Source organism: Microbacterium oxydans (assembly GCF_000956525.1).
Taxonomy (GTDB): domain Bacteria; phylum Actinomycetota; class Actinomycetes; order Actinomycetales; family Microbacteriaceae; genus Microbacterium; species Microbacterium oxydans_A.
The window spans coordinates 346,221-370,889 of record NZ_JYIW01000025.1; the positions used below are offsets into that span (position 1 = coordinate 346,221).

Below are 24,669 nucleotides of genomic sequence, written 5' to 3' on the forward strand. Positions count from 1 at the left end.
GGGAGAGGATCAGGAACATGACGTCCACCTGGCTGGTCGTCGGCCTCGGCAATCCGGGCCCACGATACGAGGCGACCAGGCACAACATCGGCCAGATGGTCGTCGATGAGCTCGCGTCACGCCGCGGCGAGACCTTCCGCGAGCACAAGGGCGGTGCACGCGTCGTGGAGACGTGGCTGCGTCCAGGAGCCGACAAGCTCGTGCTGGCGAAGCCCAACACGTTCATGAACGTCTCCGGCACACCGGTCGCCGCGCTGGCGCGCTTCTACTCCGTTCCGCCGGAGCAGGTCATCGTGGTGCACGACGAGCTCGACATCCCCTTCGACACCGTGAAGCTGAAGATCGGTGGCGGGCACGGCGGGCACAACGGCGTGCGCGATGTCGCCAGGGCCATCGCGACGCCCGACTTCCCGCGGGTGCGCGTCGGGATCGGTCGTCCGCCGGGCCGTCAGGATGCCGCGGACTGGGTGCTCGCGCCGTTCGGCAAGGACGAGCGGGCGAACCTGCCGATCCTCGTCGACGACGCAGCCGATGCGGTCGAACTCCTCGTCTCGGACGGGCTGCTCGCCGCGCAGCAGAAGCACCACGCGCCGCGCTGACCGCGAGCGCGCAGCGCCGCTCAGCTGGAGAGGCCGACGGCTCCCGCAGCGCCACCGGCGGTCAGTGCTGCGATGACCACCACCGAGAAGATGATCGGCGCGACGACCGCGACGATCAACGCGGCGATTCCCTGACCTCTGCCCTGCTTGCGGACGATGGCCATGATGCCGATGACGATGGCGGCGATCCCGAGGATCGTGCCTGTCCAGAACGACAGCTCGGCCCAGAGCACCTGATCGCGTGCCGGGGACAGGAAGGCGAGTGACGAGAACTCCTCTGCGCGGGTCATCGCCTCGGGGATACGCCGACCGATCTCGTAGCTCGCGACGCCGACCACGATGGGCGTGACCACTGCGGCGACGAGCGAGAAGATGAGCGCCAGGATCCCGAGAAGCGGAGAGCGGCGCGACGTAGCCTCGGGTGCGGAGTAGTCGCCGACGGGCGCCGCATAGCCGCCGACCGGCACCTGGTACGCCCCGGGAGGCGCCTGGTACTGGGCGCCCGGCACACTCGGGTATGCCGGTGCGGAGGGATACGCGGGTGCCGGGAATGCGGGTGCAGCCGGGGGCGGTGGCACCGCACCCTGCGGTGCAGGGGGAACGGGCGGAACGGCGCCGGACGGCGGGGGCAGCTGCGGATCTGTCACGAGCACCATCCTAGGCCGCACCGCTCAGACGCGTCGGAGCAGTCCCACCCGGTCGTAGACATCGGAGAGCGTCGCGTCGGCGACGGCATCCGCTCGTCCAGCGTTCGCGGCAAGGATCCGGTCGAGCTCGGCCGGGTCGTCGAGCAGCTCCAGGGCGCGCGTCCGCACCGGTTCGAACTCGTCCACGACGACCTCGGCCAGACCCTTCTTGAAGTCGCCGTACCCACGACCCAGGTACTCGTCCTCGATCGACGCGACCTGGCGGCCGGTCAGGGCCGCGTAGATCGTCAGCAGGTTCGAGACGCCGGGCTTGTTCTCGCGATCGAACCGCACCGAGCCCTCGGTGTCGGTCACCGCACGCATGATCTTCTTCGCCGACTTGGCCGGCTCGTCGAGCATCCACAGCACACCGGCGTCGCTCTCGGCCGACTTCGACATCTTCGATGTGGGGTTCTGCAGGTCGTAGATGCGCGCGGTCTCCTTCTGGATGACCGGCACCGGCACCGTGAACGTCTCGCCGAAGCGGGTGTTGAAGCGTTCAGCGAGCGTCCGCGTGAGCTCGACGTGCTGCTTCTGGTCGTCGCCGACCGGCACGACATCGGTCTGGTAGAGCAGGATGTCGGCGGCCATCAGCACCGGGTACGTGAAGAGTCCGACGCTCGTCGCGTCCTGTCCGTAGCGCGCCGACTTGTCCTTGAACTGGGTCATCCGGTTCGCTTCGCCGAAGCCGGTGATCGTGCTGAGGATCCAGGCGAGTTCGGCATGCGCGCGCACGTGCGACTGCACGTAGAGCGTCGACAATGACGGCTCGATGCCCGCCGCGATGTACTGCGCCGCCGTGCGCCGGGTCTTCTCGCGCAGCTCCTTCGGGTCCTGCGACACGGTGAGCGCGTGCAGGTCGACGACCGAGAAGTACGCGTCGTACGAGGTCTGCAGGTCCCGCCACTGCAGGAGCGCGCCGATGTAGTTGCCGATCTGGAGGGAGTCGGCTGATGGCTGCATTCCGGAGTAGAGGCGAGGCTTGGTCACCCTGCAATCCTATGGCGTGCGAGGACCGGGCGACGTCGGATCGGACGGCGCAGGCCATAGGCTGTCGGCATGACGGTTGCGTCCCGCCGCGCGAAGCGCGCTCACGGCGGATCCGACCGTGCGCTGCACCTCGCTCCCGTCGCCGACCGCCTGGAACCGGACGGACGGACGATCATGCAGAGCGCTCCTGAACCGCTCGCGGTGATCGCGTCGTGACGGCGGTCGACGGCGTCTTCCGACGCGCCCTCGGTGACGACTTCGCGCGACTGCATCCGCAGCTGCAGCGCCGCTTCGGCGTGGGCGTGGACGCCGGATACGGATGCATCGGTCGCGGCGTCATGTCGGAGGTGCGCCGCGGACCCTGGTGGACGCTGCCGTTCCTCGCCATCGGGACCCTGCGCAACATCATGTTCCCCGAGCACGGTCGCGACATCCCGTTCCAGATCGACAACTACGCGTATCTCGACGGCTTCGGCCGCGAGACCGTGTCGTTCGTGCGCACCATGGACGTCGCGCCGGGACGTCGGCGCCGGTTCGATGCCACCATGATCTACAGTGCTGCCCGCGGCCGGGTCGTCGACTACCTCGGCACTCACCAGCACCTCGCCGTCGACCTCGATCTGACGGTGACCGACGACGGTGGGCTCCGCCTCCGATCCGGTGCGCAACGGTTCTATGAGGGCCCGGTCGCCTTCCGATTCCCGATGCTGTTCAGCGGGCGCGCGAGCCTCACGGAACGCTTCGACGACGAGCGGCAGCGTTTCGTGATCGACCTCGAGGTGCACAATGACCTGCTCGGCTTCCTGTTCGGCTACCGTGGCGAGTTCGCCTGCGAGTATCCCGCTGGGCCGACGCCGCAGACCGTGAAGCCCTATCGCGAGGAGCTGCGCGAATGACCGCCCAGGGAGCCGTGTTCCTCGACGCGCTGGGGGAGAGCGCCCGCGACCTGCACCCAGAGATCCTGGCGCAGATGCGCGCTGCGTCCACGACGGTGCATGCCGAGGGCAGGTTCGCGCGAGCAGGCAGTCGATTCGGCATCATGACGGCCCTCGCCATCCCGTTCGTCGGTCCGGGCATGCTCGTGACGCGCTTCGAGCGCGATGTGCCGTTCTCGATCACGCAGCGATCGGGGCGAGCCCCATCCGGACGCGCCACGCTCGACGCGACCAGGGAGTTCCGCTTCGCCGGCGGGACGCAGCGCATCAGCGACCGGCTCACGGCGACCGGGCGCCCCGGGATCGTGCACAACGCGCTCGGTGACCGCGGCCGGGTGCAGCTGCTCGAGGAGTGCACGGTCACAGCGACGGGCGCGTTGCGTATGCGCACGGTCGCGGTCTCGGTGCGGGTCGGCTCACTCCGCCTCGCGCTCCGCGGCATCCTGCGTATCCGCGTCGTGGTCGAGGACGGGTGGGATGCCGACAATCAGCGTCGGACCATCACGTTGCGTGCGCGGAATCCGCTGCTCGGCACGATCCTCGAGTATCACGGCTGGTACCGACCTGTCACGGAGGCTGCTCCGCGGGGCTCCGGCGGATGATCGCGAGAGGGCAGATCTTCCTGACGGTGCTGGGCGCGGAGGCGTCACAGCTGCATCCCGCTGTCCTCGCGCAGATGCGGGCCATCGATGCGTCGGATGCCCAGGCGCACGGGCTCTTCACGACAGCGGGAAGTCGATTCGGAATCCTCGCCATGCTGCTCCGACCGTTCCTGGGACCGGGCATCCTCCTCACGCGCTTCGGGCGCGACGTGCCGTTCGTCCTCACCGACCGCTCGGTCCGCGGTGCCGACGGCGTCGAGATGCGCGACAGCGTGCGCGAACTCGTGTTCCCCGGTTCCACGCAGTCGCTCCTCGACCGCATGATCGAGACGTCAGAGCCCGGTGTCGTGCGCACGCTCCTCGGGGCACGCCAACGGGTCGAGGTCATGATGCACTGCTCGGTGACCGACTACGGTGCCCTGCGGATGCGGTCAGGGAACGCCGCGTTGCTGGTCGGCCGAATGCGCATCCCGCTCACGGGCGTCTTCGGCGTCGACGTCACGCTCGAGGACGGGTGGGACGACGACCATCGTCGCCGAACCATCTCGATGCGCGCGCACAACCCGCTCTTCGGCTCGGTGCTCGAGTATCGCGGCTGGTACCGCTACGCAGACCGACGCGGGGGAGCCCCTCAGTAGGTGTAGTCGACGACCACCGGCGCGTGATCGCTCCAGCGCTGGTCGTACGCGGCTGCACGTGCCACGTGGTACCCGTGCGCGCGGTCTGCGAGCGCCGGCGTCGCCAGGTGATAGTCGATGCGCCACCCGGAGTCGTTGTCGAACGCCTGGCCCCGCATGGACCACCACGTGTACGGGCCCTCGACCTCGCCATGGCTGCGCCGGCCGATGTCGACCCAGCCGAGACCTGTGCCGACCGTTCCGTCGACGCCCGTCACCTGGGCGCCGGCGTCGCCGAGGAAACGATCGAAGTAGGCGCGTTCCCGCGGCAGGAAGCCGGCCTTCTTCCGGTTGCCCCGCCAGTTCTTGATGTCGAGCTCACGGTGCCCGACGTTGAGGTCGCCGGTCACCAGTGCGAGCGCATCATCGGCACCGAGCTCGCTGAGCCTGGGCCCGAACGCATCGAGGAACTTCCACTTCTCGTCCTGTTTCGGGGTGTCGGCTTCGCCGGAGTGCACGTACGCGCTCACCACGGTCAGCGGACGGTCGCCCAGCAGGAAGTCGGCCTCGATCCAGCGCCCCTTGGAGTCGAAGTCCTCCGGACCGAGCTCGGTCCGTGCAGCCAGCGCAGGAGTGCGGCTCGCGATCGCGACGCCGGCTCGCCCCTTGGCGGTCGCCTCGTCGTGGACGATGTTCCAGCCGGGGAGCGCTGCTTCGAGATGCTCGTCCTGCCCGCGGACCTCCTGCAGCGTCAGGATGTCGATGTCGGCGGTGTCGAGCCAGCCGCTCATCCCGTTGCGGGCTGCCGCCCTGATCCCGTTGACATTGACCGAGGCGATACGAAGATGAGGCATGATTCCAGCCTAACGAGACCCGCCGACATCCCGGCCCGATCGGTTCAGCTCGGACAGCAGCCGTTGGGCGAGTGGGGTCGTCTGCACTGCAGGGGGCGGCGATGCCTGAAGATGCGCGAGCTCCTGCTCGGCCTCCCGGACGGCGGCCCGCGCCGCCAACGCGCGGTACCACGGTGCGCGCTCGCGCGCGGCGTGCGCGTCCCGCACCCTGATGCGCGCCGCCCTCAGCAGCGTCTGATACTCGGCCTCACGGCGCTGGGCCTCCGTCTGCTGCTCCAAGGGGAGATCACGGTCGAGGGCGGCGACCGCGATCCACGACGATGCCACCAGCATCACGACCCCGTTGACGCGGAACCACAGCAGGAGTCCGATGAAGATCGCGAACGTGGCGAGCAGCGGATTCGAGGGCGTGTAGCTCAGGAGGAAGCCCGCGCCGTACTGGAGGACCGTCATCGCGCCGCCGCCGAGCAGCGCGCCCGGCCAGATCGTGCCCCAGTGCAGCGACGTTCCGGTGAGGAAGCGGACCATGGCTGCCAAGGCTGCGGACATCAGGGCGAACGAGACCAGGACAGTGCCGATGCGGATGCCGATGTTGACGCCACCGGAGCCGGAGTCCCAGCCCAACAGGCTCAGCAGCCAGCTCAGCACTGCCGCGCTGGCGGAGCTGAGGATCGAACCGGCGACCAGGGCGGCGCCGAAGATCGCGGCCGCCAGCAGATCGCGTGCCTTCAGCAGCAGGTAGCTGCGCCGGTCCGGTGGGAGGCCGAAGATGTCCCTGGTCGCCCGGCGCGAGAACGTGACCCAGCCGATCGCGGTCCAGATGACGGTGCCGAGTGCGATCAGGCCGGTGACGCTCAGGACGCCGGTCGTGTTCGCAGCGATGTCCTGCACCTGCGCGGGCGTCACGAGACCGCCGTCGGCGACGATCAGGTTCGGGATGTAGCTGTTGATCATCACGATGAGGCCATCGACGGCCTCCTCGCTGCCGCCGAGCCAGAGGCCGGCGATCGCGAAGGTGAGGTAGATCGCCGCGAAGATCGCGAAGAGCGCCTGATAGCTCACGCCTGCAGCGAGGAGGAATCCGTTGTGCTGCAGGAAATGCCGCCAGACCCGCACCGGGAACAGCCCGAGCGTTCGCTGGGTCAGCGCCGTCGCACGTTCGACAGCCGCATCCAGGCGACCGGGATCGGTCGCGTTTCCAGCGGGTTCAGACACCTCTCCACCCTATCCAAGCGGCGAAGGCGGCAGCGGCGACCACTGCTGGGGATGCGAGAACGGGCGGTCCCATCAGGGACCGCCCGTTCTCGGATGCGTGCGTGATGCGACCGTCAGGGACGGCCGCGCAGGACCGCCTGCTTGACCTCGGCGATCGCCTTCGTGACCTCGATGCCACGGGGGCAGGCCTCGGAGCAGTTGAAGGTCGTGCGGCAGCGCCAGACGCCTTCCTTGTCGTTGAGGATGTCGAGGCGGACCGCGGCGTTGTCGTCGCGCGAATCGAAGATGAAGCGGTGCGCGTTCACGATCGCCGCCGGGCCGAAGTACTGCCCGTCGGTCCAGAACACGGGGCACGACGAGGTGCACGCGGCGCACAGGATGCACTTCGTGGTGTCGTCGAAGATCTCGCGGTCGGCGATGGTCTGCACCCGCTCCTTGCCCTTCTCCGGCACGGAGCTGGCGACCAGGAACGGCTGCACCTCGCGGTAGGACGCGAAGAACGGCTCCATGTCGACGACGAGGTCCTTCTCGAGCGGCAGACCCTTGATCGCCTCGACGTAGATCGGCTTCGAGATGTCGAGATCCTTGATCAGCGTCTTGCAGGCGAGTCGGTTGCGGCCGTTGATGCGCATGGCGTCGGAGCCGCAGATGCCGTGGGCGCATGATCGACGGAAGGTCAGCGAGCCGTCGACCTCCCACTTGATCTTGTGCAGGGCATCGAGCACGCGGTCGGTGGAGTAGAGCTCCACGTCGTAGTCGACCCAGTGCGGCTCGGCGTCGACCTCGGGATCGAAGCGACGGATGTTGAAGGTCACGATGAAGGACTGGATCGGAGCCTCTTCGGTCGTGTCTGCTGGAGCTTCGGCGATGGCGGTCGACATGCTCAGTACTTCCTCTCCATCGGCGGGTAGTTGAACTCACCCTTGTCGTTCTTGGTGAACACGACGGGCTTCCAGTCGAGCTTGATGTGATCGCTCGGCGTCGACGAATGCGGGTCGCCGGTCAGGTACGCCATCGTGTGCTTCATGTACTTCTCGTCGTCACGCGTCGGGAAGTCGTCGCGCATGTGGCCGCCGCGGCTCTCCTGACGGTTCTGCGCCGCGTAGACCACGACCTCGGCGATGTCGAGCAGGAAGCCCAGCTCGACGGCCTCGAGCAGGTCGGTGTTGAACCGCTTGCCCTTGTCGTCGACGTGGACGTTCATGTAACGGTCGCGCAGTTCCTTGATGACGCCGAGCACGTGCTCGAGCGACTCGTGCGTGCGGAACACCTGCGCGCCCTTGTCCATCTCGTCCTGCAGCTCCTTGCGGAGCACGGCGATGCGCTCGGTGCCCTGGTTGTTGCGCAGGTCCTCGATCATCCCCGACACGAATCCGGCGGGGTTCTCGGGCAGCGGCACGAACTCGGCCGTCTTCACGTACTCGACGGCCTTGCGACCTGCGCGCTTGCCGAACACGTTGATGTCGAGCAGCGAGTTGGTGCCGAGGCGGTTGGCGCCGTGCACCGAGACGCAGGCGCACTCGCCGGCGGCGTACAGGCCGGGCACGACGGTGTCGTTGTCGGCCAGCACCTCGGCGTCGTTGTTCGTGGGAATGCCGCCCATCGCGTAGTGCGCGGTCGGCATCACCGGCACCGGCTCGACGACCGGGTCGACGCCGAGATACGTGCGGGCGAACTCCGTGATGTCCGGGAGCTTGGTCTCGAGCACCTCTGCACCCAGGTGTGTGCAGTCGAGCAGCACGTAGTCCTTGTGCGGACCGGCGCCGCGGCCTTCCGCGACCTCCTGCACCATGCAGCGCGCGACGATGTCACGCGGTGCGAGGTCCTTGATCGTGGGGGCGTAGCGCTCCATGAAGCGCTCACCCGAGGCGTTCCGCAGGATCGCGCCCTCGCCTCGCGCGCCTTCCGTGAGGAGGATGCCGAGGCCGGCGAGTCCTGTGGGGTGGAACTGGAAGAACTCGAGGTCCTCGAGGGGGAGGCCCTTGCGCCAGACGATGCCGACGCCATCGCCCGTGAGGGTGTGCGCGTTGGAGGTCGTCTTGAAGATCTTGCCGAAGCCGCCGGTCGCGAAGATCACGGCCTTGGCCTGGAAGACGTGCAGCTCGCCGGTCGCCAGGTCGTAGGCGACGACCCCGGAGACCTGCGTCTTGCCGTCGGCATCCTTCACCGTCAGCAGATCGAGCACGTAGAACTCGTTGAAGAAGTTGATGCCGAGGCGCACGCAGTTCTGGAACAGCGTCTGGAGGATCATGTGACCCGTGCGGTCGGCCGCGTAGCAGGCGCGACGCACCGGCGTCTTGCCGTGCTCAGCCGTGTGACCGCCGAATCGACGCTGGTCGATCTTGCCTTCCGGCGTGCGGTTGAACGGAAGCCCCATGTTCTCGAGGTCGATGACTGCGTCGATCGCCTCCTTCGCGAGGATCTCCGCCGCATCCTGGTCGACGAGGTAGTCGCCGCCCTTGACCGTGTCGAAGGTGTGCCACTCCCAGGAGTCCTCCTCGACGTTCGCGAGCGCAGCCGCCATGCCGCCCTGCGCCGCACCCGTGTGGGAACGCGTCGGGTACAGCTTGGAGATCACCGCGGTCTTCGCGCCGGGACCTGCTTCGATCGCCGCGCGCATTCCGGCGCCTCCGGCGCCCACGATCACGATGTCGAACTGGTGGTAGTGCACGCCGTCACGGACGACGGAATCCTGCGTCTCGGTAGTCACTTGTTCTTTAACCTTCTTCTCAGTTCCCGACCAGCGCAGCGCATTCGCTCCAGAGGACGCTGTCCTCTGTGACGCCCAAGCACGGGTCGAACGTGAACACGACGAGCGTGCCGAGCAGGATCAGCAGACCGGCCGAGAGGCCGAGCGCCCAGACCAGTGCCGTGCGGGCCTTCTCGTTCGTGACGTAGTCGTTGACGATGGTGCGCATGCCGTTGGCGCCGTGGATCAGTGCGAGCCACAGCATCAGGACGTCCCACCACTGCCAGAACGGCGTGGCGAACTTGCCGGCGATGAACGCGAAGTCGAGGGCGTGGATGCCCTCGCCGACCATCAGGTTGATGAAGAGGTGGCCGAAGATCAGCACGACGAGCACGATGCCCGAAGCGCGCATGAAGACCCAGCCCCACTTCTCGAGGTTGAAGCCGCGCTGGCGGCGGGCGGGCGCGATGGCGGTCTGCGCGGTCATCAGTGTCCTCCTCCGAAGCCGGCGAACGCGAGGATCAGGTGGCGGGGCACGAAGCCGGCCATGATGATGGCCCATACCCCGATGACGCCCCAGAACAGCTGGCGCTGGTACTTCGCGCCCTTGGACCAGAAGTCGACCGTGATGATGCGCAGGCCGTTCATGGCATGGAACACGATCGCGGCGACGAGGACGACCTCGCCGAGCGCCATGACCGGGTTCTTGTACGTGCCGATGACGGCGTTGTACGCCTCGGGGGAGACCCTGATCAGCGCAGTGTCGAGCACATGCACCAGCAGGAAGAAGAAGATGGCGACTCCGGTGATGCGATGAAGCACCCACGACCACATGCCTTCGCGACCCCGATAGAGGGTGCCGCGGGGGGTCTTGGACGTGGTTTCCGAAATCGACGGTGTCAAGCGAGCGCTTGTGGACACGGTCGTCCTCCCTGGATCGATGAGCGTCGGTCGCGTGCGCTGCGCTCGTCCAAGAGTGATCCTGTCGAAAGTCAGGCATGCCCGATCGTTGTCCATCCTATTCCTGTCAGATGACTGGGAGCGACGAAGGCGACCCTTACCGGAGCCGGATGCCGGAGAGCGGCCCGGGTACGCTGGCGAGGTGACCGAACCCATCAAGGACTTCTACGCGGTGATCCCGGCCGGCGGCATCGGGAGCAGGCTCTGGCCGCTGTCCCGCGCCGACGCCCCCAAGTTCCTGCACGACCTGACCGGATCGGGGCACTCGCTGCTCCGCGACACCTGGGATCGGCTGGAGCCGCTCGCCGGGCCCGAGCGCATCGCAGTGGTCACCGGTCGAGCCCACCGCGCAGCCGTCGAAGCCGAGCTTCCCGGCATCGCCGACCTCAACGTCTTCCTCGAGTCGGAGCCGCGCGAGTCGGCGGCCGCGATCGGCCTCGCCGCCGCGATCCTGCATCGCAGGAACCCCGAGGTGATCATCGGTTCGTTCAGCGCAGACCACGTCATCCGCAATACGCGCGTGTTCGAGTTCACGGTGCGGGACGCGGTCGAGGTCGCGCGCGACGGGTACATCTGCACGATCGGCATCACGCCGACCGAGCCAGCCGTCGGGTTCGGCTACATCAAGAAGGGTGCGGAACTCGTCGTCGAGCGCGCCCGCGAGGCCGCGCTGGTCGAGACCTTCGTGGAGAAGCCCGACCTCGAGACGGCGAAGGCCTATCTCGCCGATCGCGACTATCTCTGGAACGCCGGCATGTTCATCTCGAAGGCGAGCGTGCTGCTCGAGGAGCTGGAGGCGAACGAGCCGGAACTCCACGCAGGTCTCCTCGAACTCGCCGAGGCGTGGGACGACCGCGAGACGCGCGGCCCTGCCGTCGATCGGATCTGGCCCGGTCTGAAGAAGATCGCGATCGACTACGCCGTCGCCGAGCCGGCGGCCCGCCGGGGACGACTCGCCGTCGTGCCTGGACACTTCGACTGGGACGATGTCGGCGACTTCGCGTCGCTGACCAAGCTGATCACCCACGGACGCAAGAACGACCTCGCCGTGCTCGGCCCGAAGGCACGCGTCCTGACGGACGGCGCGAGCGGCATCCTGGTCAGCCAGACCTCACGCGTCATCAGCCTGGTCGGCGTGCAGGACATCGTGGTCGTCGATACGCCCGACGCGCTCCTGGTCACCACGGTCGAGCACGCGCAGCGTGTGAAGGGCGTCGTCGAATCGCTCAAGCTCACCGGCCGAGGGGACGTGCTCTGATGAGCAACGACCTCCGCTCATCGGTCGCTTGATTCCAGGTTCATAACCATTCACTGGCACAGGGGCCGGCGGCGCGCGAAATCGACGAAACACTGGGTAACTTTGATCGATCCGCGAGGGCCGCGGTTCGTCGAGGGAGGCACCCGTTGACCATCTCCACCACCAAGAAGCTGCTGGGCGCGACCGTCGCCGCCGGCGTCATCTTCGCACTCGCCGGCTGCGGCCAGGCGCCGACCGACAGCGGATCGGGCTCTGAGAAGCCGGCTGACTCCGACTTCCTGCCCTGCCTCGTCTCCGACGCCGGCGGATGGAACGACAAGTCGTTCAACCAGTCGGCCAAGGAGGGCATGGACGCCGCTGCGAAGGAACTCGGCGTGAAGCCGCTCGAGTTCGAGTCGGCGAACGACAACGACTACGCTCCGAACCTCGAGACCGCCGTCTCCGAGGGGTGCTCGCTCATCATCTCGGTCGGCTTCAAGCTGTCCGCGGCGACCGTCGAGTCCGCGCTCGCGAACCCGAAGCTCAACTACGCGATCATCGACGACTGGGCTGACAACGACTTCGACGGCAACGTCGACGCGCCGAACATCAAGCCCCTCGTCTTCGACACCGCGCAGGCGGCGTACCTCGGCGGCTACGCGGCCGCTGCCTGGTCCGCTGAGTCCGGCGTCAACAAGGTCGGCACCTTCGGCGGCATGAAGATCCCGTCCGTCGCCGTGTTCATGGACGGCTACCAGCTCGGCGTCGAGAAGTACAACGAGGACAAGTCGGCTGCGGTCGAGGTCTTCGGCTGGGACGTCACCACGCAGGAGGGCTCCTTCACCGGCGGCTTCGACGCGAACGACACGGCGAAGCAGACCGCGCAGGGTGTGCTCGACCAGGGCGTCGACGTCATCCTCCCGGTCGGCGGCCCCGTCTACCAGAGCGCGGCTGCGGCGATCGCCGACAGTGGCAAGGACACCCTGATGCTCGGTGTCGACAGCGACCTCGCCGTCGCCGACCCGAGCGTCGCAGGCATCACGCTGGTCTCGATCATGAAGGCGATCGACGTGGCCGTGAAGGACGCCACCCTGGCCGCTGCCAAGGGCGAGTTCGACCCGGCTCCGTACGTGGGCACGCTCGAGAACGAGGGTGTCAAGCTCTCCGGCTTCGGCGACTTCGAGTCGAAGCTCCCGGCCGGCCTGACCGATGAGCTCAAGACCCTGCAGGAGCAGATCATCTCGGGCGACATCAAGGTGGAGTCCCCGAACTCCCCGACCTCCAAGTAATTCCGTCGCAGTTCCCGCGCGGGGCGAGTGGTGAGCAGGATGCCACTCGCCCCGTGTCGTGGACGGATGGAGATCCACCACGATGACTCTTCTGGATAAGGTGCAGACATGAAGCTCGAACTTCGCGGCATCACCAAACGCTTCGGCACCCTCGTTGCCAACGACCACATCGATCTGGTGGTCCAACCGGGTGAGATCCACGCGCTGCTCGGTGAGAACGGCGCTGGCAAGTCCACCCTCATGAACGTCCTCTACGGCCTCTACCAGGCCGATGAGGGAGAGATCCTCCTCGATGACGAGGTGCAGCGCTTCCGTGGTCCCGGCGACGCGATGGCTGCGGGGATCGGCATGGTCCATCAGCACTTCATGCTCGTCCCGGTGTTCACGGTGGCGGAGAACGTGATGCTCGGGCACGAGCAGACCAAGGCCCTCGGCACGCTCGATATCGCGAAAGCGCGAGAGCACGTGCGGTCGGTGGCAGCCCGGTTCGGCTTCGACATCGATCCCGATGCACTCGTCGGCGACCTTCCGGTCGGTGTGCAGCAGCGCGTCGAGATCATCAAGGCGCTCTCGCGCGATGCGAAGGTGCTCGTGTTCGATGAGCCGACCGCCGTGCTCACCCCGCAGGAGACCGACGAGCTGATGGGCATCATGCGCCAGCTCCGCGACGAGGGCACCGCGATCGTGTTCATCACGCACAAGCTCCGCGAGGTGCGTGAGGTCGCCGACAAGATCACCATCGTGCGTCTCGGCCGCGTCGTCGGCGAAGCATCACCGACCGCGACGAACGCCGAGCTGGCATCGCTCATGGTCGGCCGGGCCGTCGAGCTCACCGTCCACAAGGAAGCGCCCCGCCTCGGCGACGGCGGGTTCGAGGTCGCCGGTCTCCGCGTGCTGACCGCAGCGGGGGCGATCGTCGTCGACGGTGTCGACTTCGCAGTGCGGCCCGGCGAGGTCCTCGCGATCGCGGGTGTGCAGGGCAACGGCCAGACCGAACTGGTGGAGGCCATCGTCGGACTCGCCGCTCGCGTCGAGGGCAGCATCAGGCTCGACGGCAACGAGCTCGTCGGCAAGAGCGTCCGCGCGATCCTCGACGCGGGAGTCGGCTTCGTGCCGGAGGACCGCACGGAAGACGGCATCGTCGCCGGTTTCTCGGTGGCGGAGAACCTGATCCTCGACCGCTCCGACGATCCGGCGTTCAGCCGTGCCGGCACGCTGCGTCGTTCAGCGCTCGACGACTTCGCGCGTGAGCGCATCCGCGAGTACGACATCCGAACCCAGGGCCCGGACACCCCCGCAGGCACGCTGTCCGGCGGAAACCAGCAGAAGGTGGTGATCGCGCGAGAGATGAGCCGTGACCTGCGGCTGCTGGTCGCTGCCCAGCCGACGCGCGGCGTCGACGTCGGTTCGATCGAGTTCATCCACAAGCGGATCATCGAGACGCGCGACTCGGGCATCCCCGTGATCGTCGTCTCCACAGAGCTCGATGAGGTCGCAGCTCTCGCCGATCGGATCGCGGTCATGTACCGCGGCACGATCGTCGGCATCGTCCCCGGCGACACGCCTCGGGAGACGCTCGGACTCATGATGGCCGGAGCGGCCGAAGGAGAGGTGGCCGCGTGAGCGGAGCGACACCCGGCGCAGGAGATGTGACGAAGGGCATCCCGCCCGAGCAACTCGGCACCGCCACCGGGACGGTTCCCCGTGACCCGTCCGATGTGCCCCCGCCCCCGCGCGGGAACGTGATCCTCAAGGAGATCCTCCGGGGGAACGCCGTCACCACGATCCTGGCGATCGTGCTGGCGCTGATCGTCGGCGGCATCCTCATCGCCTTCACGAACGAAGACGTGCAGACGGCATCCGGGTACTTCTTCTCCCGCCCCACCGACACGCTCGCAGCGGCATGGAATGCGGTCTACAACGGCTATGAGGCGCTGTTCCGCGGCGCGATCTTCAACGCCCGCGGCGCCGACTTCGCGGCACAGATCCGTCCGCTGACCAACACTCTCGGCTTCGCAGCACCGCTGATCGCCGCCGGTCTCGGCGTCGCGCTGGCGTTCCGCGTCGGCCTGTTCAACATCGGTGCCCGCGGACAGATGCTCATCGGCGTCGCTGTCGCAGCGCTCCTGACGTTCTCGCTCGACCTGCCGATCTGGCTGCACATCCCCGTGACGCTGATCGCCGGCATCGCCGGTGGTGCACTCTGGGGCGCGATCGCCGGTCTCATCAAGGCTCGCACCGGCGCGCACGAGGTGATCCTCACGATCATGCTCAACTACATCGCGTACTACCTGCTGCTGTGGCTGATCCGGACACCGGGCCTGCTGCAGAAGCCGGGCACGAACCAGGCGCTCGGATCGGCCACGCCGGAGAGCGCGCAGTTCCCGACGCTCCTGGGTGCGCAGTTCCCCCTGCTCGACCTCGGGTTCGTGATCGTGATCCTGGCGACCCTGTTCGTCTGGTGGCTCATAGAGCGTTCGGCGCTCGGTCTGCGGATGCGCGCGGTCGGCGAGAACCCGCACGCCGCACGGGCCGCCGGAATCAGTGTGCAGCGCATCTACGTGTACGCGATGCTGTTCGCGGGTGGCCTCGCCGGTCTCGCAGGCATGAACCAGATCCAGGGTGCGGTGACCACCGGTGTCACCGAGACCATCGACGCCGGCATCGGCTTCGACGCGATCACCGTCGCGCTGCTCGGGCGCAGCCGCGCCTGGGGCACGTTCGCCGCCGGCATCCTGTTCGGGGCGCTCAAGGCTGGCTCGTTCTCGATGCAGGCGCAGGACATCCCGGTCGACATCGTGCTGGTCGTGCAGTCCCTGGTCGTGCTGTTCATCGCCGCGCCTCCGCTGCTGCGCGCGGTGTTCTTCCTGCCGAAGACCGATATCGAGAAGGCGGCACGGCTCAGAGCCAAGGCCGCGAAGAAGGCGGTGACGGCATGATGTCTCTCGTGCAGAGCCAGGCCGCTGACGGCACTGTGCAGCTGGCGACCGTGAAGGAGCGGCACCTGAAGGCGCCGATCGTGCTGGCGGGAGCCACCGTGCTCCTCGCGCTGCTCTTCGTGTTCGTGCCGCGCGACGGCACCAGCACCTTCCGACTCTCCGACCAGTCGTCGGCACTCGCGCTGCCGGACGTCGCGCTGCCGACCGCATCGACGTTCTGGGTCGTCTTCGGCATCCTGGTGGTGCTGACGGTGGGCGGATTCCTCCGCGCCTGGACGTATCGCACGCCCTCGCTGTGGCTGGTCGTCGCGTTCAGCGTGCTCGCCGTCTTCGCCTTCCTCGTGTGGGCGGCAGCCGGGGGACTCGTGCCCGTCACGAGCCTGCTCTTCGGTGCTGTCTCACTCTCCGTGCCACTCGTCTTCGGTGCACTCGGTGGCGTCATCGGCGAACGTGCCGGCGTCGTGAACGTCGCGATCGAAGGGCAGCTGCTGCTCGGCGCCTTCTCTGCTGCGCTGCTCTCGAGCATCACCGGCAACCCCTTCGTCGGCCTGATCGGCGCGATGATCGGAGGCGTCCTGGTCGCGAGCGTGCTCGCCGCCTTCGCGATCAAGTACCTCGTCGAGCAGGTCATCGTCGGTGTCGTGCTCAACGTGCTCGTCACCGGACTCACCGGGTTCCTCTACGGTGCGCTGCTCGCCCCCAACGAGGCGACGCTGAACGCGCCGGTGCGATTCCCGCGCGTGGAGATCCCACTGCTGAGCGACATCCCGATCATCGGACCGGTGCTGTTCAACCAGACGTTCATCGGGTACCTGATGTTCATCACCGTCGCGGTGGTGGCCTGGGGCCTGTACCGCACCAGGTGGGGCCTGCGGCTGCGTGCCGTCGGCGAGCACCCGCAGGCCGCTGACACCGTGGGCATCAAGGTCAACCCGACGCGATTCTGGAACGTGCTGCTGGCCGGTGCGATCGCCGGCATGGGCGGCGCGTACTTCACGCTCGTCTCCGTGCCGCAGTTCGGCAAGGACATGACGGCGGGCCTCGGCTTCATCGCCCTCGCAGCCGTGATCTTCGGACGGTGGGATCCGATCCGCGCGACGCTCGCGGCGCTGCTGTTCGGCTTCGCCACGAACTTGCAGAACCTGCTGTCGATCCTGAAGACGCCGATCCCGGGTGAGTTCATGCTGATGCTGCCCTACGTGGTGACGCTGCTCGCGGTCGCCGGGTTCGCCGGACAGATCAAGGCCCCTGCCGCCGACGGCAAGCCCTACATCAAGTCCTAGGGCTGTCGAGACAAAGGAACCATCGCAATGACAGACATCGACTGGGACGAGCTCCGTCAGGTCGCGACCGACGCCATGACCAAGGCCTACGCACCGTACTCGCGCTACCGCGTCGGTGCCGCGGCACTGGTCGGCGACGGCCGCATCGTGGCCGGATGCAACGTCGAGAACGCCTCGTACGGCGTGACCCTGTGCGCTGAGTGCGCGCTGGTCGGCGACCTGCACATGTCCGGCGGCGGCCAGCTCGTCGCCTTCGTGTGCGTGAACAACGACGGACAGACGATCATGCCGTGCGGCCGCTGCCGACAGCTGCTGTTCGAGCATGCGATGCCCGGGATGCTGTTGGAGACCGTCTCCGGCATCCGAACGATCGACGAAGTGCTGCCCGATGCGTTCGGGCCGCGCGACCTGGAGGAAGCACGATGACCGTAGAGCCTTTCGACGCGGTGGATGTCATCCGCGCCAAGCGCGACGGCGGTGTCGTCCCCGAGCAGGCGCTGCGCTGGATGATCGACGCGTACACGCGCGGCTACGTGTCCGACGCGCAGATGGCCTCGTTCGCGATGGCGATCTTCCAGCGCGGTATGGAGCGCGACGAGATCCGGGTGCTCACCGACGCGATGATCGCCTCGGGGGAGCGGATGAGCTTCGCCTCACTGGGCAAGAAGACGGTCGACAAGCACTCCACCGGCGGCGTCGGCGACAAGATCACCCTGCCGCTCGCTCCGCTCGTCGCGGTGTTCGGCGTCGCCGTGCCGCAGCTCAGCGGTCGCGGCCTGGGTCACACCGGTGGCACGCTCGACAAGCTCGAGTCGATCCCCGGCTGGCGTGCAGCGCTCAGCAACGAGGAGATGTTCGCTCAGATGCAGGGTGACGTGGGTGCGGTCATCTGTGCCGCGGGCTCCGGCCTCGCGCCGGCGGACAAGAAGCTCTACGCGCTCCGCGACGTGACGGGCACGGTCGAGGCGATCCCGCTGATCGCGTCGAGCATCATGTCGAAGAAGATCGCCGAGGGCACCGACGCCCTCGTGCTCGACGTGAAGTTCGGCTCCGGCGCCTTCATGCAGGACATCGACCGCGCCCGTGAGCTCGCTCGCACGATGGTCGCGCTCGGCACCGATTCGGGTGTCGCGACCACGGCGCTGCTCACCGACATGAACGTGCCGCTCGGTCTCGCGATCGGCAACGCGAACGAGGTCCGTGAGTCGGTCGAGGTCCTCGCCGGCGGCGGCCCCGCCGATGTGCGAGAACTGACGATCGCTCTCGCCCGCGAGATGCTGGCGCTCGCCGGACAGCCCGATGCCGATGTGGAGCGTGCGCTCGACGACGGCCGCGCGATGGACGGCTGGAAGGCCATGATCCGCGCGCAGGACGGCGACCCTGACGCCCCGCTCCCCACGGCCCGCGAGACGCACGTCGTGACCGCGACGGAGGGCGGCGTGCTCGCCCGCCTCGATGCGCTGCCGTTCGGCGTGGCAGCCTGGCGCCTCGGTGCCGGCCGCGCCCGCGCCGAGGACCCGGTGGTCTTCGAGGCCGGCATCGACCTGCACGCCAAGCCGGGCGACCGCGTCGTCGCCGGACAGCCGCTGTTCACGCTGTCCGCCGCCGATGAGGCCCGCTTCCCGCGTGCCCTCGAGGCGCTCGAGGGTGCATGGGCCATCGGAGACACGGCGACCGAGCGCGGCCCGATCGTGCGGGAGCGCATCACGGCCTAGGCTTGGGCCTGCCCGAACGCACGTGCTGCACCCACCGGGACGACCTGCACGACTTCTGAGAGGACCACCATGTCGATCGACCCGAACGGCGACGTCACGATCCAGGGAGTATCCCTGCGCAGTCTCCCCAAGGTGTCGCTGCATGATCACCTCGACGGCGCGCTGCGCCCGGCGACCATCATCGAGCTCGCGGATGCCGCCGGCATCGAGCTGCCGGAGACGAATGCCTCGAAGCTCGGCGCATGGTTCCGTTCGCAGAGCGACTCCGGCTCGCTGGTGAAGTACCTGAAGACCTTCGACGTGAGCATCTCCGTCATGCAGACGGCTGCCGCCCTGACCCGCGTGTCGCGCGAGTTCGTGCAGGATCTGGCTGCCGACGGTGTGATCTACGGCGAGGTCCGCTGGGCTCCTGAGCAGCACCTCGCCGGTGGCCTGACGCTCGAGCAGACCGTCGAGGCGGTGCAGCAGGGCATCGAGGAGGGCGAGGAGGCAGCCGACCGCGACGGTCACAGCATCCGCGTCGGTCAGCTCATCACCGCGATGCGTCACACCGACCGCTCGCTGGAGATCGCGGAGCTCGCCGTCGCCTTCCGCGGACGAGGTGCCGTCGGCTTCGACATCGCCGGCCCCGAGGACGGATTCCCCGCGTCGAACCACCGGGCAGCCTTCGACTACCTCGCAGACAACTTCTTCCCGGTGACCGTGCACGCGGGCGAGGCCGCAGGGCCGGATTCGATCCGCTCAGCGCTGATCGACGGCCGCGCGCTGCGACTGGGCCACGGCGTTCGCATCGCCGAGGACCTCCAGGTCGTCACGGAAGAGGGAGACGAGGTGCAGGTGCAGTTCGGCGACCTCGCCCGCTGGGTGCGCGATCGCGAGATCCCGCTCGAGCTGTCGCCGTCGTCGAACCTGCAGACCGGTGCGATCGCCGCGTGGGGCAAGACCCTCGCCGACCACCCGTTCGACCTGCTGTACCAGCTCGGTTTCTCCGTCACGGTCAACGTCGACAACCGCACCATGAGCGGCACCTCGCTGACGCGCGAGCTCGCCCTGCTCGTCGAGGCCTTCGAGTACGACCTCGACGACCTCGAGGCCTTCCAGTTCAACGCAGCATCCGCCGCCTTCCTCCCCGTCGAGGAGCGGGAAGAGCTCGTCGAGATGATCGCCGAGGGCTTCGACATCTGACCATGGCCGCCAGGGGGAGGCGACGCGGGGGCGTCATCGCAGTGATCGTGACGGCTGCCGTCATCGTGGTAGGTGGCGGCGCCGGAGCCGTCCTGTGGCTGAACAGGACGCCTCCTGAGCCCGTACCGAAGGCGGAGGCGACGCCGATCCCGCATCCGCTCTCGCCCGCCGAACAGCTCGTGGCCGACTCGGGCGATCCGATGGCATGCGCTGCATCCTTCGTGGGAGACGGGATCGCCCAGGATCCGATGCTGCAGCAGCAGGGCGCGCTCTACCAGGCCCTCCCGATCCCGAGCCGCGATGGTTTCGTGTTCGCCGGCTGGTATGCGACCGCTGCCGACGCGCAGGGCTTCACGACGGCCGGGCGCGTGAACGGTGCGGATCCGGTCGTCTGCACCGATCAGCAGGTCGAGCTCTTCGGTGCGTGGAAGACCCCGGAGGACAACGTCGCCGAGGCGGCGCGGATCCCGATCCTGATGTACCACCAGTTCACGACCAACCCCGATGGCGAGAAAGGGTGGCTGCGCGGCAACTACGCGTACATCGGCGACTTCGACGCCCAGATGAACCACATCGCGACCACCGGCTTCTACCTGCCGACCTGGGACGAATTGAGTGCCTTCATCGACGGCCGGCTGTTCCTCCCCGCACGGTCCGTCATCATCACGGACGACGACGCGGATCAGACCTGGTTCGACCTCGCGGTGCCGGTCGTCGACAAGTACAAGGTGCTGACGACGTCGTTCATGATCACGGCGTACCGGCAGGATCCGCCGCCGTCGTTGTACGTGCTCCGTCGTTCGCACACGCACGACATGCATCAGGCAGGAGACAACGGCAAGGGGCGGATGGTCAACTGGACCGCCGACCAGATCGCCGCCGACCTGAACACCTCGGGCGACATCCTCGGCGTCCGAGAGGTGATGGCGTATCCGTACGGCCACTTCAACGACACCGCGAAGCAGGGCGTGGCCCAGGCCGGCTTCGAGATGGCCCGCACGATCGAACCGGGCACCGTGCAGATCGGCACGGACAAGCTCGCACTGCCGGTCGTGCGCATCGACTACGGCATGGGGCTCGAGTCCCTGATCAAGCGCATCGGCTGATGCGCTGAACGCCGCCCGGGGGTGTCAGCGGGTGGCCAGCTGCTGCGTCACGAAGTCGTCGAGGAGCCCGGTGACGGTGGCGTGCATCTCGTCGTCGGAGATCGTCGGCGTGCCGTCGCCGGCCTGTGGGCCGTAGTCGCCGAACGAGGCGTGCGATGCCCCGGGGATCTCGACGAGCTCTGCGTCGGCTGGCAGGAGGTCTCTGGCCGCTGCGATCTTCTCGGGAGTCGACAGGCCGTCCTCCGAACCCGCGATGCTGAGCACTGCGAGGTCGGAGTCCGACACGTCGGTCGCGCAGTACGAGCCGAACAGCACGAGCGCATCAGCGTCGGCAGCCAGCTGACAGGCGCGCACGCCACCCAGCGAGTGCCCGCCGACGGCCCAGGTGTCGATGTCGGGGGCGGCGGAGGTGAACGAATCGAGACCACGCAGGTCGAAGAATGCGAGGTTCAGCCACGGGCGCGTGATCACGACCGTGACGCCGTCTTCGACCAGCCCCTGCAGGATGGCCGCATACGCCCACGGGTCGACCTTCGCCCCGGGAACGAAGACGAGACCGATCTCCGAGTCGCCGTCGGACGGCGTCAGCACGATGCCCTCGGGAGCATCCTCGATCGAGATCTCGGGGTTGTCCCGCACCGACGCCAGCGGTGTCGGCTCGGCCTGCATCACGCCGACCTGGCTCCAGATCAGGATGCCGCCGACCGCGAGCACCAGCACGAGCGCGAGGCTTCCCAGGATCCACCGGAGTACGCGCCGGCCGCGCTTCTTCTGCATGTCTCCAGGCTACGTCGTCAATCGCTGCTGCTCGCGCCGCACAGCACTGCGATAGGCGTCCTTGTTGACGTAGTACGCCATCCGGTCGAGCCCGAGGTAGCGATATCCGCCGGTGACGTCGGGCCACGGCGAGCCGGTCACCCGTGCGCGGAATCGTGCCGCGGCATCCGGGTCGTGCTGGACGGCCGCGAGATACGTGGCGAGCAGCTCAGCCTGTTCGAAGCGTCCCTGCCAGCCGATCCCGGATGCCTCGATCATGCCCATCACGAACAGGCCGTTGAACGAGGCGGGGAACACGTTGAGGAACAGACGAGGGGCCGCACCCTGCCAGGCGAGGTGCGAGCGGTCGACGAACGGATAGTCGAGCGTGTACCCGGTGGCCAGCAGCACGAGGTCGTACTCGTCGGCTGTGCCATCGCGGAAGCGCACCGTGGCACCGTCGAACCGATCGACATCGGCCCGGATGCGCAGATCGCCCTGCCCGAGATGGTTCAGCACCTGGGTGTTCACGATCGGGTGGGATTCGTAGATGCGGTAGTCCGGCTTCGGGAAGCCGAATCGCACCGGGTCCCCGGTGAAGGCGCGCAGTACGCGGCTGTCGACGGCCTGCTTGATGCGAGCGGGCAGCGGGCGGCCCTGGTTGAGCGTGTCGCTGGGTCTGCCGAACAGGTAGCGGGGAACGAAGTAGTAGCCACGCCGCACGCTCATGTCGATGGATGCCGCGTGGTGCACTGCGTCCACCGCGATGTCGCAGCCCGAGTTGCCGGCACCGATCAGGAGCACGCGCTTGCCGGACAGCAGGGTGGGGGAGGTGTACGCGCTCGTGTGCAGGAGCTCGCCGGAGAAGGAACCGGGGAATGAGGGCACGTTGGGTTGCGCGAGTGTGCCGTTGGCGAGCACGACACCGGCGTACCACCGCGTCTCTTCTCCGTCAGGGCCGATTGCGGTGAGGTCCCAACCGCCGTCCCTCGGTTCGAGGCGCGTGACCCCGGTGTCGAACCGGAAGTGCTCGCTCAGCCCGAAGTGCTCGGCATACTCGTGGAAGTACTCCAACAGCACCCGGTGGCTCGGGTAGTCGACGGTCGACCGCATCGGGAACTCGGCGAACTCCGTCGTCGTCCGCGAGGAGATCAGGTGTGCCGACTCGTACATCGTGCTGCGCGGGTTCGAGATGTCCCAGAGACCGCCGACACCGTGCGATGCCTCGTAGCCGTCGACGCCGATGCCGCGCTTGGTCAGAGCGCGCACCGCTGCGAGTCCCGACGGCCCTGCGCCGATCACGGCGTATGTGTTCATGCTGCTCCTGCACGTCGCTGTGCTCGAAAAACGCCCCCGCGCACCGATCGTATCGGGTGCGCGGGGGCGTGAGAGGGCGTCGGGTCAGGCCGTGGCGATGGCGTCCTGACGAGCCTGCACAGCGTCGCGCACGGCGGCGAACAGCGGATGCTCCGGATCGAGCCCTGTCGTCCGGGTGGTGAACGCGACGGCGTCCTCGGAGCGCAGCAACTGCTGCAACTCGACGGACTGCTCATCCTCGGCGTCGTCGAAGGCGAGCGCTGCTGCGACCGCGGCGACCAGCGCTGTCGAGGAGAGCCCGTGCTCGGCTGCCATCGCGGCGGGTCCGACGAAGCGCTCGTTGCGGGAGATCTTGCGGAGTGGCTGCCGACCGACGCGCTGCACGGTGTCGACGAGCTCGGGGTTGCGGAACCGCTCGAGGATCGTGGCCCGGTAGTGCGCCAGGTCGTTCGGGTCGAGTCCGTGCGTCGCGACCAGCACGGCCGAGGTCTCCTCCAGCGCGGCGGTGACGCGTTCTGCGACCTCGCCGTCTGCCAGGGCGTCCGAGATGCGCTCGATGCCGCGCTGCGCGCCGAAGTAGGCAGCGGCCGCGTGACCGGTGTTCACCGTGAAGAGCTTGCGCTCGATGAACGGACCGAGCGAGTCGACGAAGTGCGCGCCGGGGATGTTCGGCAGCGTGTCGCCGAAGGGCGTCGACTCGATCGCCCACTCGAAGTACGGCTCCACCGTCACATCGACGCCGGCACCGGGGGCCTGCGCGGGGACGATGCGGTCGACGGCCGTGTTCGCGAACACCGCACGCAACAGGATCGTCGCAGCATCCGCCCCTGCCGCCGCCTCGATCTCGGCGCGGAGCAGATCGGTCGCGCCGATCGCGTTCTCGCAGGCCATGACCTGCAGGGGAGCGGCATCCGGGGAGCGCTGCGAGAGCCCGGCGACGATCGCCGGGGCGACGAAGCGCAGCACGGTCGGGCCGACCGCGGTCGTCACGACATCCGCCGTCGCGATCTCCTGCGTCAGCGCCTCCGGGTCGGTGCGGCTGTTGACCGCGCGGAAGCCGGTCACGACATGGTCGACGCCGCCGGGTCCTGCCTCGTGCACAGTGTACGAATCGGCCGCGTTGATCGCGTCGACGAGCGCATCGGCGACATCGGAGAACACGACCTCGTACCCGCCTTCGTGCAGCAGCAGGCCGACGAATCCGCGCCCGATGTTGCCGGCGCCGAAATGGACCGCCTTCATCCCTCGTTCGCCGCTCATCCCTCGTTCACCGCCGACAGGAGTGCGAAGAGCTCGTCGGGAGTCTGCGCTGCGTTGAGCTTCGCGACGTCGTCGTCATCCGAGAAGAGGATCGCGATCTGCGACAGGATCTCGAGGTGCTCGTCGCCTCGCCCGGCGATGCCGATCACGAAGGTCGCCTGCTCGCCGGCCCAGTCCACGCCGCCGTCGTAGCGGACGACCGAGAGTGCCGATGCGAGGATCGCGTCCTTCGTGTCGTTGGTGCCGTGCGGGATGGCGAGACCGTTGCCCATGTAGGTCGAGACGGTCTCCTCCCGCTGGCGCATCGCGTCGACATAGGCGGGGGTGACCGCGCCTGCCGTGACGAGGATGTCGGTCGCCTCCTGCAGCGCCGCCTCCTGGGTGCTGCTGCCGGAGTGGATGCGGACCTGGTCGAGGGTGAGAACGCCCATGGTG

Annotated in this window: 26 protein-coding genes; 14 read left to right on the forward strand and 12 right to left on the reverse strand. The window is 67.9% G+C overall.

Annotated features, from left to right (window positions below; genetic code table 11):
- Positions 1 to 17 precede the first annotated feature (17 nt).
- Positions 18 to 599 (forward strand): aminoacyl-tRNA hydrolase, encoded by a 582-nt coding sequence (pth, locus tag RS83_RS11970; protein WP_045279732.1) that lies wholly within the window; start codon positions 18 to 20, stop codon positions 597 to 599.
- A gap of 20 nt (positions 600 to 619) precedes the next feature.
- On the opposite strand, the gene RS83_RS11975 is transcribed toward pth, so the two are convergent.
- Positions 620 to 1,246: a hypothetical protein gene (locus RS83_RS11975; protein ID WP_045279871.1), complete on the reverse strand. Its 627-nt coding sequence runs from the start codon at positions 1,244 to 1,246 to the stop codon at positions 620 to 622.
- 24 nt (positions 1,247 to 1,270) lie between these two features.
- On the reverse strand, positions 1,271 to 2,275 hold the full coding sequence (gene trpS / locus RS83_RS11980) for a tryptophan--tRNA ligase (RefSeq protein WP_082071654.1): 1,005 nt from the start codon (positions 2,273 to 2,275) through the stop codon (positions 1,271 to 1,273).
- Between the two features lie 69 nt (positions 2,276 to 2,344).
- Here trpS and RS83_RS18825 point away from each other — a divergent pair, with 69 nt between their 5' ends.
- From RS83_RS18825 to RS83_RS11995, 4 genes are read left to right on the forward strand one after another with little or no spacing between them, the layout of a single operon-like run.
- Positions 2,345 to 2,491, forward strand: coding sequence for a hypothetical protein (locus RS83_RS18825; protein WP_156153196.1), 147 nt, complete (start codon positions 2,345 to 2,347; stop codon positions 2,489 to 2,491).
- Positions 2,488 to 3,171, forward strand: a complete 684-nt coding sequence (locus RS83_RS11985) for a DUF4166 domain-containing protein (RefSeq protein ID WP_045279734.1) — start codon at positions 2,488 to 2,490, stop codon at positions 3,169 to 3,171. The genes RS83_RS18825 and RS83_RS11985 overlap by 4 nt, the downstream gene beginning before the upstream one ends.
- A complete protein-coding gene (locus RS83_RS11990; RefSeq protein ID WP_045279735.1) occupies positions 3,168 to 3,812 on the forward strand; it encodes a DUF4166 domain-containing protein in 645 nt (214 codons plus the stop codon). Before RS83_RS11985 ends, RS83_RS11990 begins: the two co-directional genes overlap by 4 nt.
- Positions 3,809 to 4,450, forward strand: a complete 642-nt coding sequence (locus tag RS83_RS11995) for a DUF4166 domain-containing protein (protein ID WP_052679099.1) — start codon at positions 3,809 to 3,811, stop codon at positions 4,448 to 4,450. The genes RS83_RS11990 and RS83_RS11995 overlap by 4 nt, the downstream gene beginning before the upstream one ends.
- On the opposite strand, the gene RS83_RS12000 is transcribed toward RS83_RS11995, so the two are convergent.
- The 6 genes from RS83_RS12000 to sdhC all read right to left on the reverse strand — a co-directional run bounded on the left by RS83_RS12000 (position 4,444) and on the right by sdhC (position 10,108).
- A complete protein-coding gene (locus RS83_RS12000; protein WP_045279736.1) occupies positions 4,444 to 5,283 on the reverse strand; it encodes an exodeoxyribonuclease III in 840 nt (279 codons plus the stop codon). The two genes, RS83_RS11995 and RS83_RS12000, sit on opposite strands and share 7 nt — an antisense overlap.
- 9 nt (positions 5,284 to 5,292) lie before the next feature.
- Complete coding sequence (locus tag RS83_RS12005) at positions 5,293 to 6,498, reverse strand: YihY/virulence factor BrkB family protein (protein ID WP_045279737.1); 1,206 nt, start codon at positions 6,496 to 6,498, stop codon at positions 5,293 to 5,295.
- Between the two features lie 113 nt (positions 6,499 to 6,611).
- A complete protein-coding gene (locus RS83_RS12010; RefSeq protein ID WP_045279738.1) occupies positions 6,612 to 7,379 on the reverse strand; it encodes a succinate dehydrogenase iron-sulfur subunit in 768 nt (255 codons plus the stop codon).
- Between the two features lie 2 nt (positions 7,380 to 7,381).
- The gene (gene sdhA, locus RS83_RS12015) at positions 7,382 to 9,208 is read right to left on the reverse strand and encodes a succinate dehydrogenase flavoprotein subunit (RefSeq protein ID WP_045279739.1); all 1,827 of its coding nucleotides are present in this window, start codon (positions 9,206 to 9,208) and stop codon (positions 7,382 to 7,384) included.
- Between the two features lie 19 nt (positions 9,209 to 9,227).
- Positions 9,228 to 9,674: a succinate dehydrogenase hydrophobic membrane anchor subunit gene (locus RS83_RS12020; RefSeq protein WP_045279740.1), complete on the reverse strand. Its 447-nt coding sequence runs from the start codon at positions 9,672 to 9,674 to the stop codon at positions 9,228 to 9,230.
- Positions 9,674 to 10,108: a succinate dehydrogenase, cytochrome b556 subunit gene (gene sdhC, locus RS83_RS12025; RefSeq protein ID WP_082071663.1), complete on the reverse strand. Its 435-nt coding sequence runs from the start codon at positions 10,106 to 10,108 to the stop codon at positions 9,674 to 9,676. Before sdhC ends, RS83_RS12020 begins: the two co-directional genes overlap by 1 nt.
- A 181-nt stretch (positions 10,109 to 10,289) precedes the next feature.
- On the opposite strand from sdhC, the gene RS83_RS12030 reads away from it, so the two are divergent.
- The 9 genes from RS83_RS12030 (at position 10,290) to RS83_RS12070 (ending at position 20,901) form a co-directional block, all read left to right on the forward strand.
- The gene (locus tag RS83_RS12030) at positions 10,290 to 11,405 is read left to right on the forward strand and encodes a mannose-1-phosphate guanylyltransferase (RefSeq protein ID WP_045279742.1); all 1,116 of its coding nucleotides are present in this window, start codon (positions 10,290 to 10,292) and stop codon (positions 11,403 to 11,405) included.
- A 146-nt stretch (positions 11,406 to 11,551) separates the two neighbouring features.
- Positions 11,552 to 12,673: a BMP family lipoprotein gene (locus RS83_RS12035; protein ID WP_045279743.1), complete on the forward strand. Its 1,122-nt coding sequence runs from the start codon at positions 11,552 to 11,554 to the stop codon at positions 12,671 to 12,673.
- A 108-nt stretch (positions 12,674 to 12,781) separates the two neighbouring features.
- Entirely contained in the window at positions 12,782 to 14,296 is a 1,515-nt protein-coding gene (locus RS83_RS12040; protein WP_045279744.1) for an ABC transporter ATP-binding protein, read from the forward strand.
- Complete coding sequence (locus RS83_RS12045) at positions 14,293 to 15,612, forward strand: ABC transporter permease (RefSeq protein ID WP_045279745.1); 1,320 nt, start codon at positions 14,293 to 14,295, stop codon at positions 15,610 to 15,612. Before RS83_RS12040 ends, RS83_RS12045 begins: the two co-directional genes overlap by 4 nt.
- The gene (locus tag RS83_RS12050; protein WP_156153204.1) at positions 15,612 to 16,895 is read left to right on the forward strand and encodes an ABC transporter permease; all 1,284 of its coding nucleotides are present in this window, start codon (positions 15,612 to 15,614) and stop codon (positions 16,893 to 16,895) included. The genes RS83_RS12045 and RS83_RS12050 overlap by 1 nt, the downstream gene beginning before the upstream one ends.
- 27 nt (positions 16,896 to 16,922) lie before the next feature.
- Entirely contained in the window at positions 16,923 to 17,321 is a 399-nt protein-coding gene (locus RS83_RS12055) for a cytidine deaminase (RefSeq protein ID WP_029262551.1), read from the forward strand.
- On the forward strand, positions 17,318 to 18,610 hold the full coding sequence (locus tag RS83_RS12060; RefSeq protein ID WP_045279747.1) for a thymidine phosphorylase: 1,293 nt from the start codon (positions 17,318 to 17,320) through the stop codon (positions 18,608 to 18,610). Before RS83_RS12055 ends, RS83_RS12060 begins: the two co-directional genes overlap by 4 nt.
- Before the next feature lie 69 nt (positions 18,611 to 18,679).
- A complete protein-coding gene (locus RS83_RS12065) occupies positions 18,680 to 19,795 on the forward strand; it encodes an adenosine deaminase (RefSeq protein ID WP_045279748.1) in 1,116 nt (371 codons plus the stop codon).
- Between the two features lie 47 nt (positions 19,796 to 19,842).
- Complete coding sequence (locus RS83_RS12070; protein WP_231587777.1) at positions 19,843 to 20,901, forward strand: polysaccharide deacetylase family protein; 1,059 nt, start codon at positions 19,843 to 19,845, stop codon at positions 20,899 to 20,901.
- 24 nt (positions 20,902 to 20,925) lie between these two features.
- Here the strand turns inward: RS83_RS12070 and RS83_RS12075 are convergent, their stop codons facing one another.
- From RS83_RS12075 to RS83_RS12090, 4 genes are all read right to left on the reverse strand, one after another.
- Positions 20,926 to 21,678 (reverse strand): alpha/beta hydrolase, encoded by a 753-nt coding sequence (locus RS83_RS12075; RefSeq protein ID WP_045279750.1) that lies wholly within the window; start codon positions 21,676 to 21,678, stop codon positions 20,926 to 20,928.
- Positions 21,679 to 21,687: 9 nt separating this feature from the next.
- On the reverse strand, positions 21,688 to 22,974 hold the full coding sequence (locus RS83_RS12080) for a flavin-containing monooxygenase (protein WP_045279751.1): 1,287 nt from the start codon (positions 22,972 to 22,974) through the stop codon (positions 21,688 to 21,690).
- A gap of 84 nt (positions 22,975 to 23,058) precedes the next feature.
- A complete protein-coding gene (locus RS83_RS12085; protein WP_045279752.1) occupies positions 23,059 to 24,216 on the reverse strand; it encodes a mannitol-1-phosphate 5-dehydrogenase in 1,158 nt (385 codons plus the stop codon).
- 14 nt (positions 24,217 to 24,230) lie between these two features.
- Entirely contained in the window at positions 24,231 to 24,665 is a 435-nt protein-coding gene (locus tag RS83_RS12090) for a PTS sugar transporter subunit IIA (protein WP_045279753.1), read from the reverse strand.
- Between the last annotated feature and the right edge of the window lie 4 nt (positions 24,666 to 24,669).

Excerpts from the sequence above, each read along its gene's own strand:
- RS83_RS12085 (WP_045279752.1), bottom strand. The coding sequence starts at position 24,216 with ATGAAGGCGGTCCATTTCGGCGCCGGCAACATCGGGCGCGGATTCGTC.
- RS83_RS12000 (WP_045279736.1), bottom strand. The coding sequence starts at position 5,283 with ATGCCTCATCTTCGTATCGCCTCGGTCAATGTCAACGGGATCAGGGCG.
- RS83_RS12065 (WP_045279748.1), top strand. The coding sequence starts at position 18,680 with ATGTCGATCGACCCGAACGGCGACGTCACGATCCAGGGAGTATCCCTG.
- RS83_RS12075 (WP_045279750.1), bottom strand. The coding sequence starts at position 21,678 with ATGCAGAAGAAGCGCGGCCGGCGCGTACTCCGGTGGATCCTGGGAAGC.
- RS83_RS12020 (WP_045279740.1), bottom strand. The coding sequence starts at position 9,674 with ATGACCGCGCAGACCGCCATCGCGCCCGCCCGCCGCCAGCGCGGCTTC.
- RS83_RS12060 (WP_045279747.1), top strand. The coding sequence starts at position 17,318 with ATGACCGTAGAGCCTTTCGACGCGGTGGATGTCATCCGCGCCAAGCGC.
- RS83_RS12050 (WP_156153204.1), top strand. The coding sequence starts at position 15,612 with ATGTCTCTCGTGCAGAGCCAGGCCGCTGACGGCACTGTGCAGCTGGCG.
- RS83_RS18825 (WP_156153196.1), top strand. The coding sequence starts at position 2,345 with ATGACGGTTGCGTCCCGCCGCGCGAAGCGCGCTCACGGCGGATCCGAC.
- RS83_RS12080 (WP_045279751.1), bottom strand. The coding sequence starts at position 22,974 with ATGAACACATACGCCGTGATCGGCGCAGGGCCGTCGGGACTCGCAGCG.
- RS83_RS11990 (WP_045279735.1), top strand. The coding sequence starts at position 3,168 with ATGACCGCCCAGGGAGCCGTGTTCCTCGACGCGCTGGGGGAGAGCGCC.
- RS83_RS12055 (WP_029262551.1), top strand. The coding sequence starts at position 16,923 with ATGACAGACATCGACTGGGACGAGCTCCGTCAGGTCGCGACCGACGCC.
- RS83_RS12040 (WP_045279744.1), top strand. The coding sequence starts at position 12,782 with ATGAAGCTCGAACTTCGCGGCATCACCAAACGCTTCGGCACCCTCGTT.
- pth (WP_045279732.1), top strand. The coding sequence starts at position 18 with ATGACGTCCACCTGGCTGGTCGTCGGCCTCGGCAATCCGGGCCCACGA.
- RS83_RS12010 (WP_045279738.1), bottom strand. The coding sequence starts at position 7,379 with ATGTCGACCGCCATCGCCGAAGCTCCAGCAGACACGACCGAAGAGGCT.
- RS83_RS12090 (WP_045279753.1), bottom strand. The coding sequence starts at position 24,665 with ATGGGCGTTCTCACCCTCGACCAGGTCCGCATCCACTCCGGCAGCAGC.
- RS83_RS11995 (WP_052679099.1), top strand. The coding sequence starts at position 3,809 with ATGATCGCGAGAGGGCAGATCTTCCTGACGGTGCTGGGCGCGGAGGCG.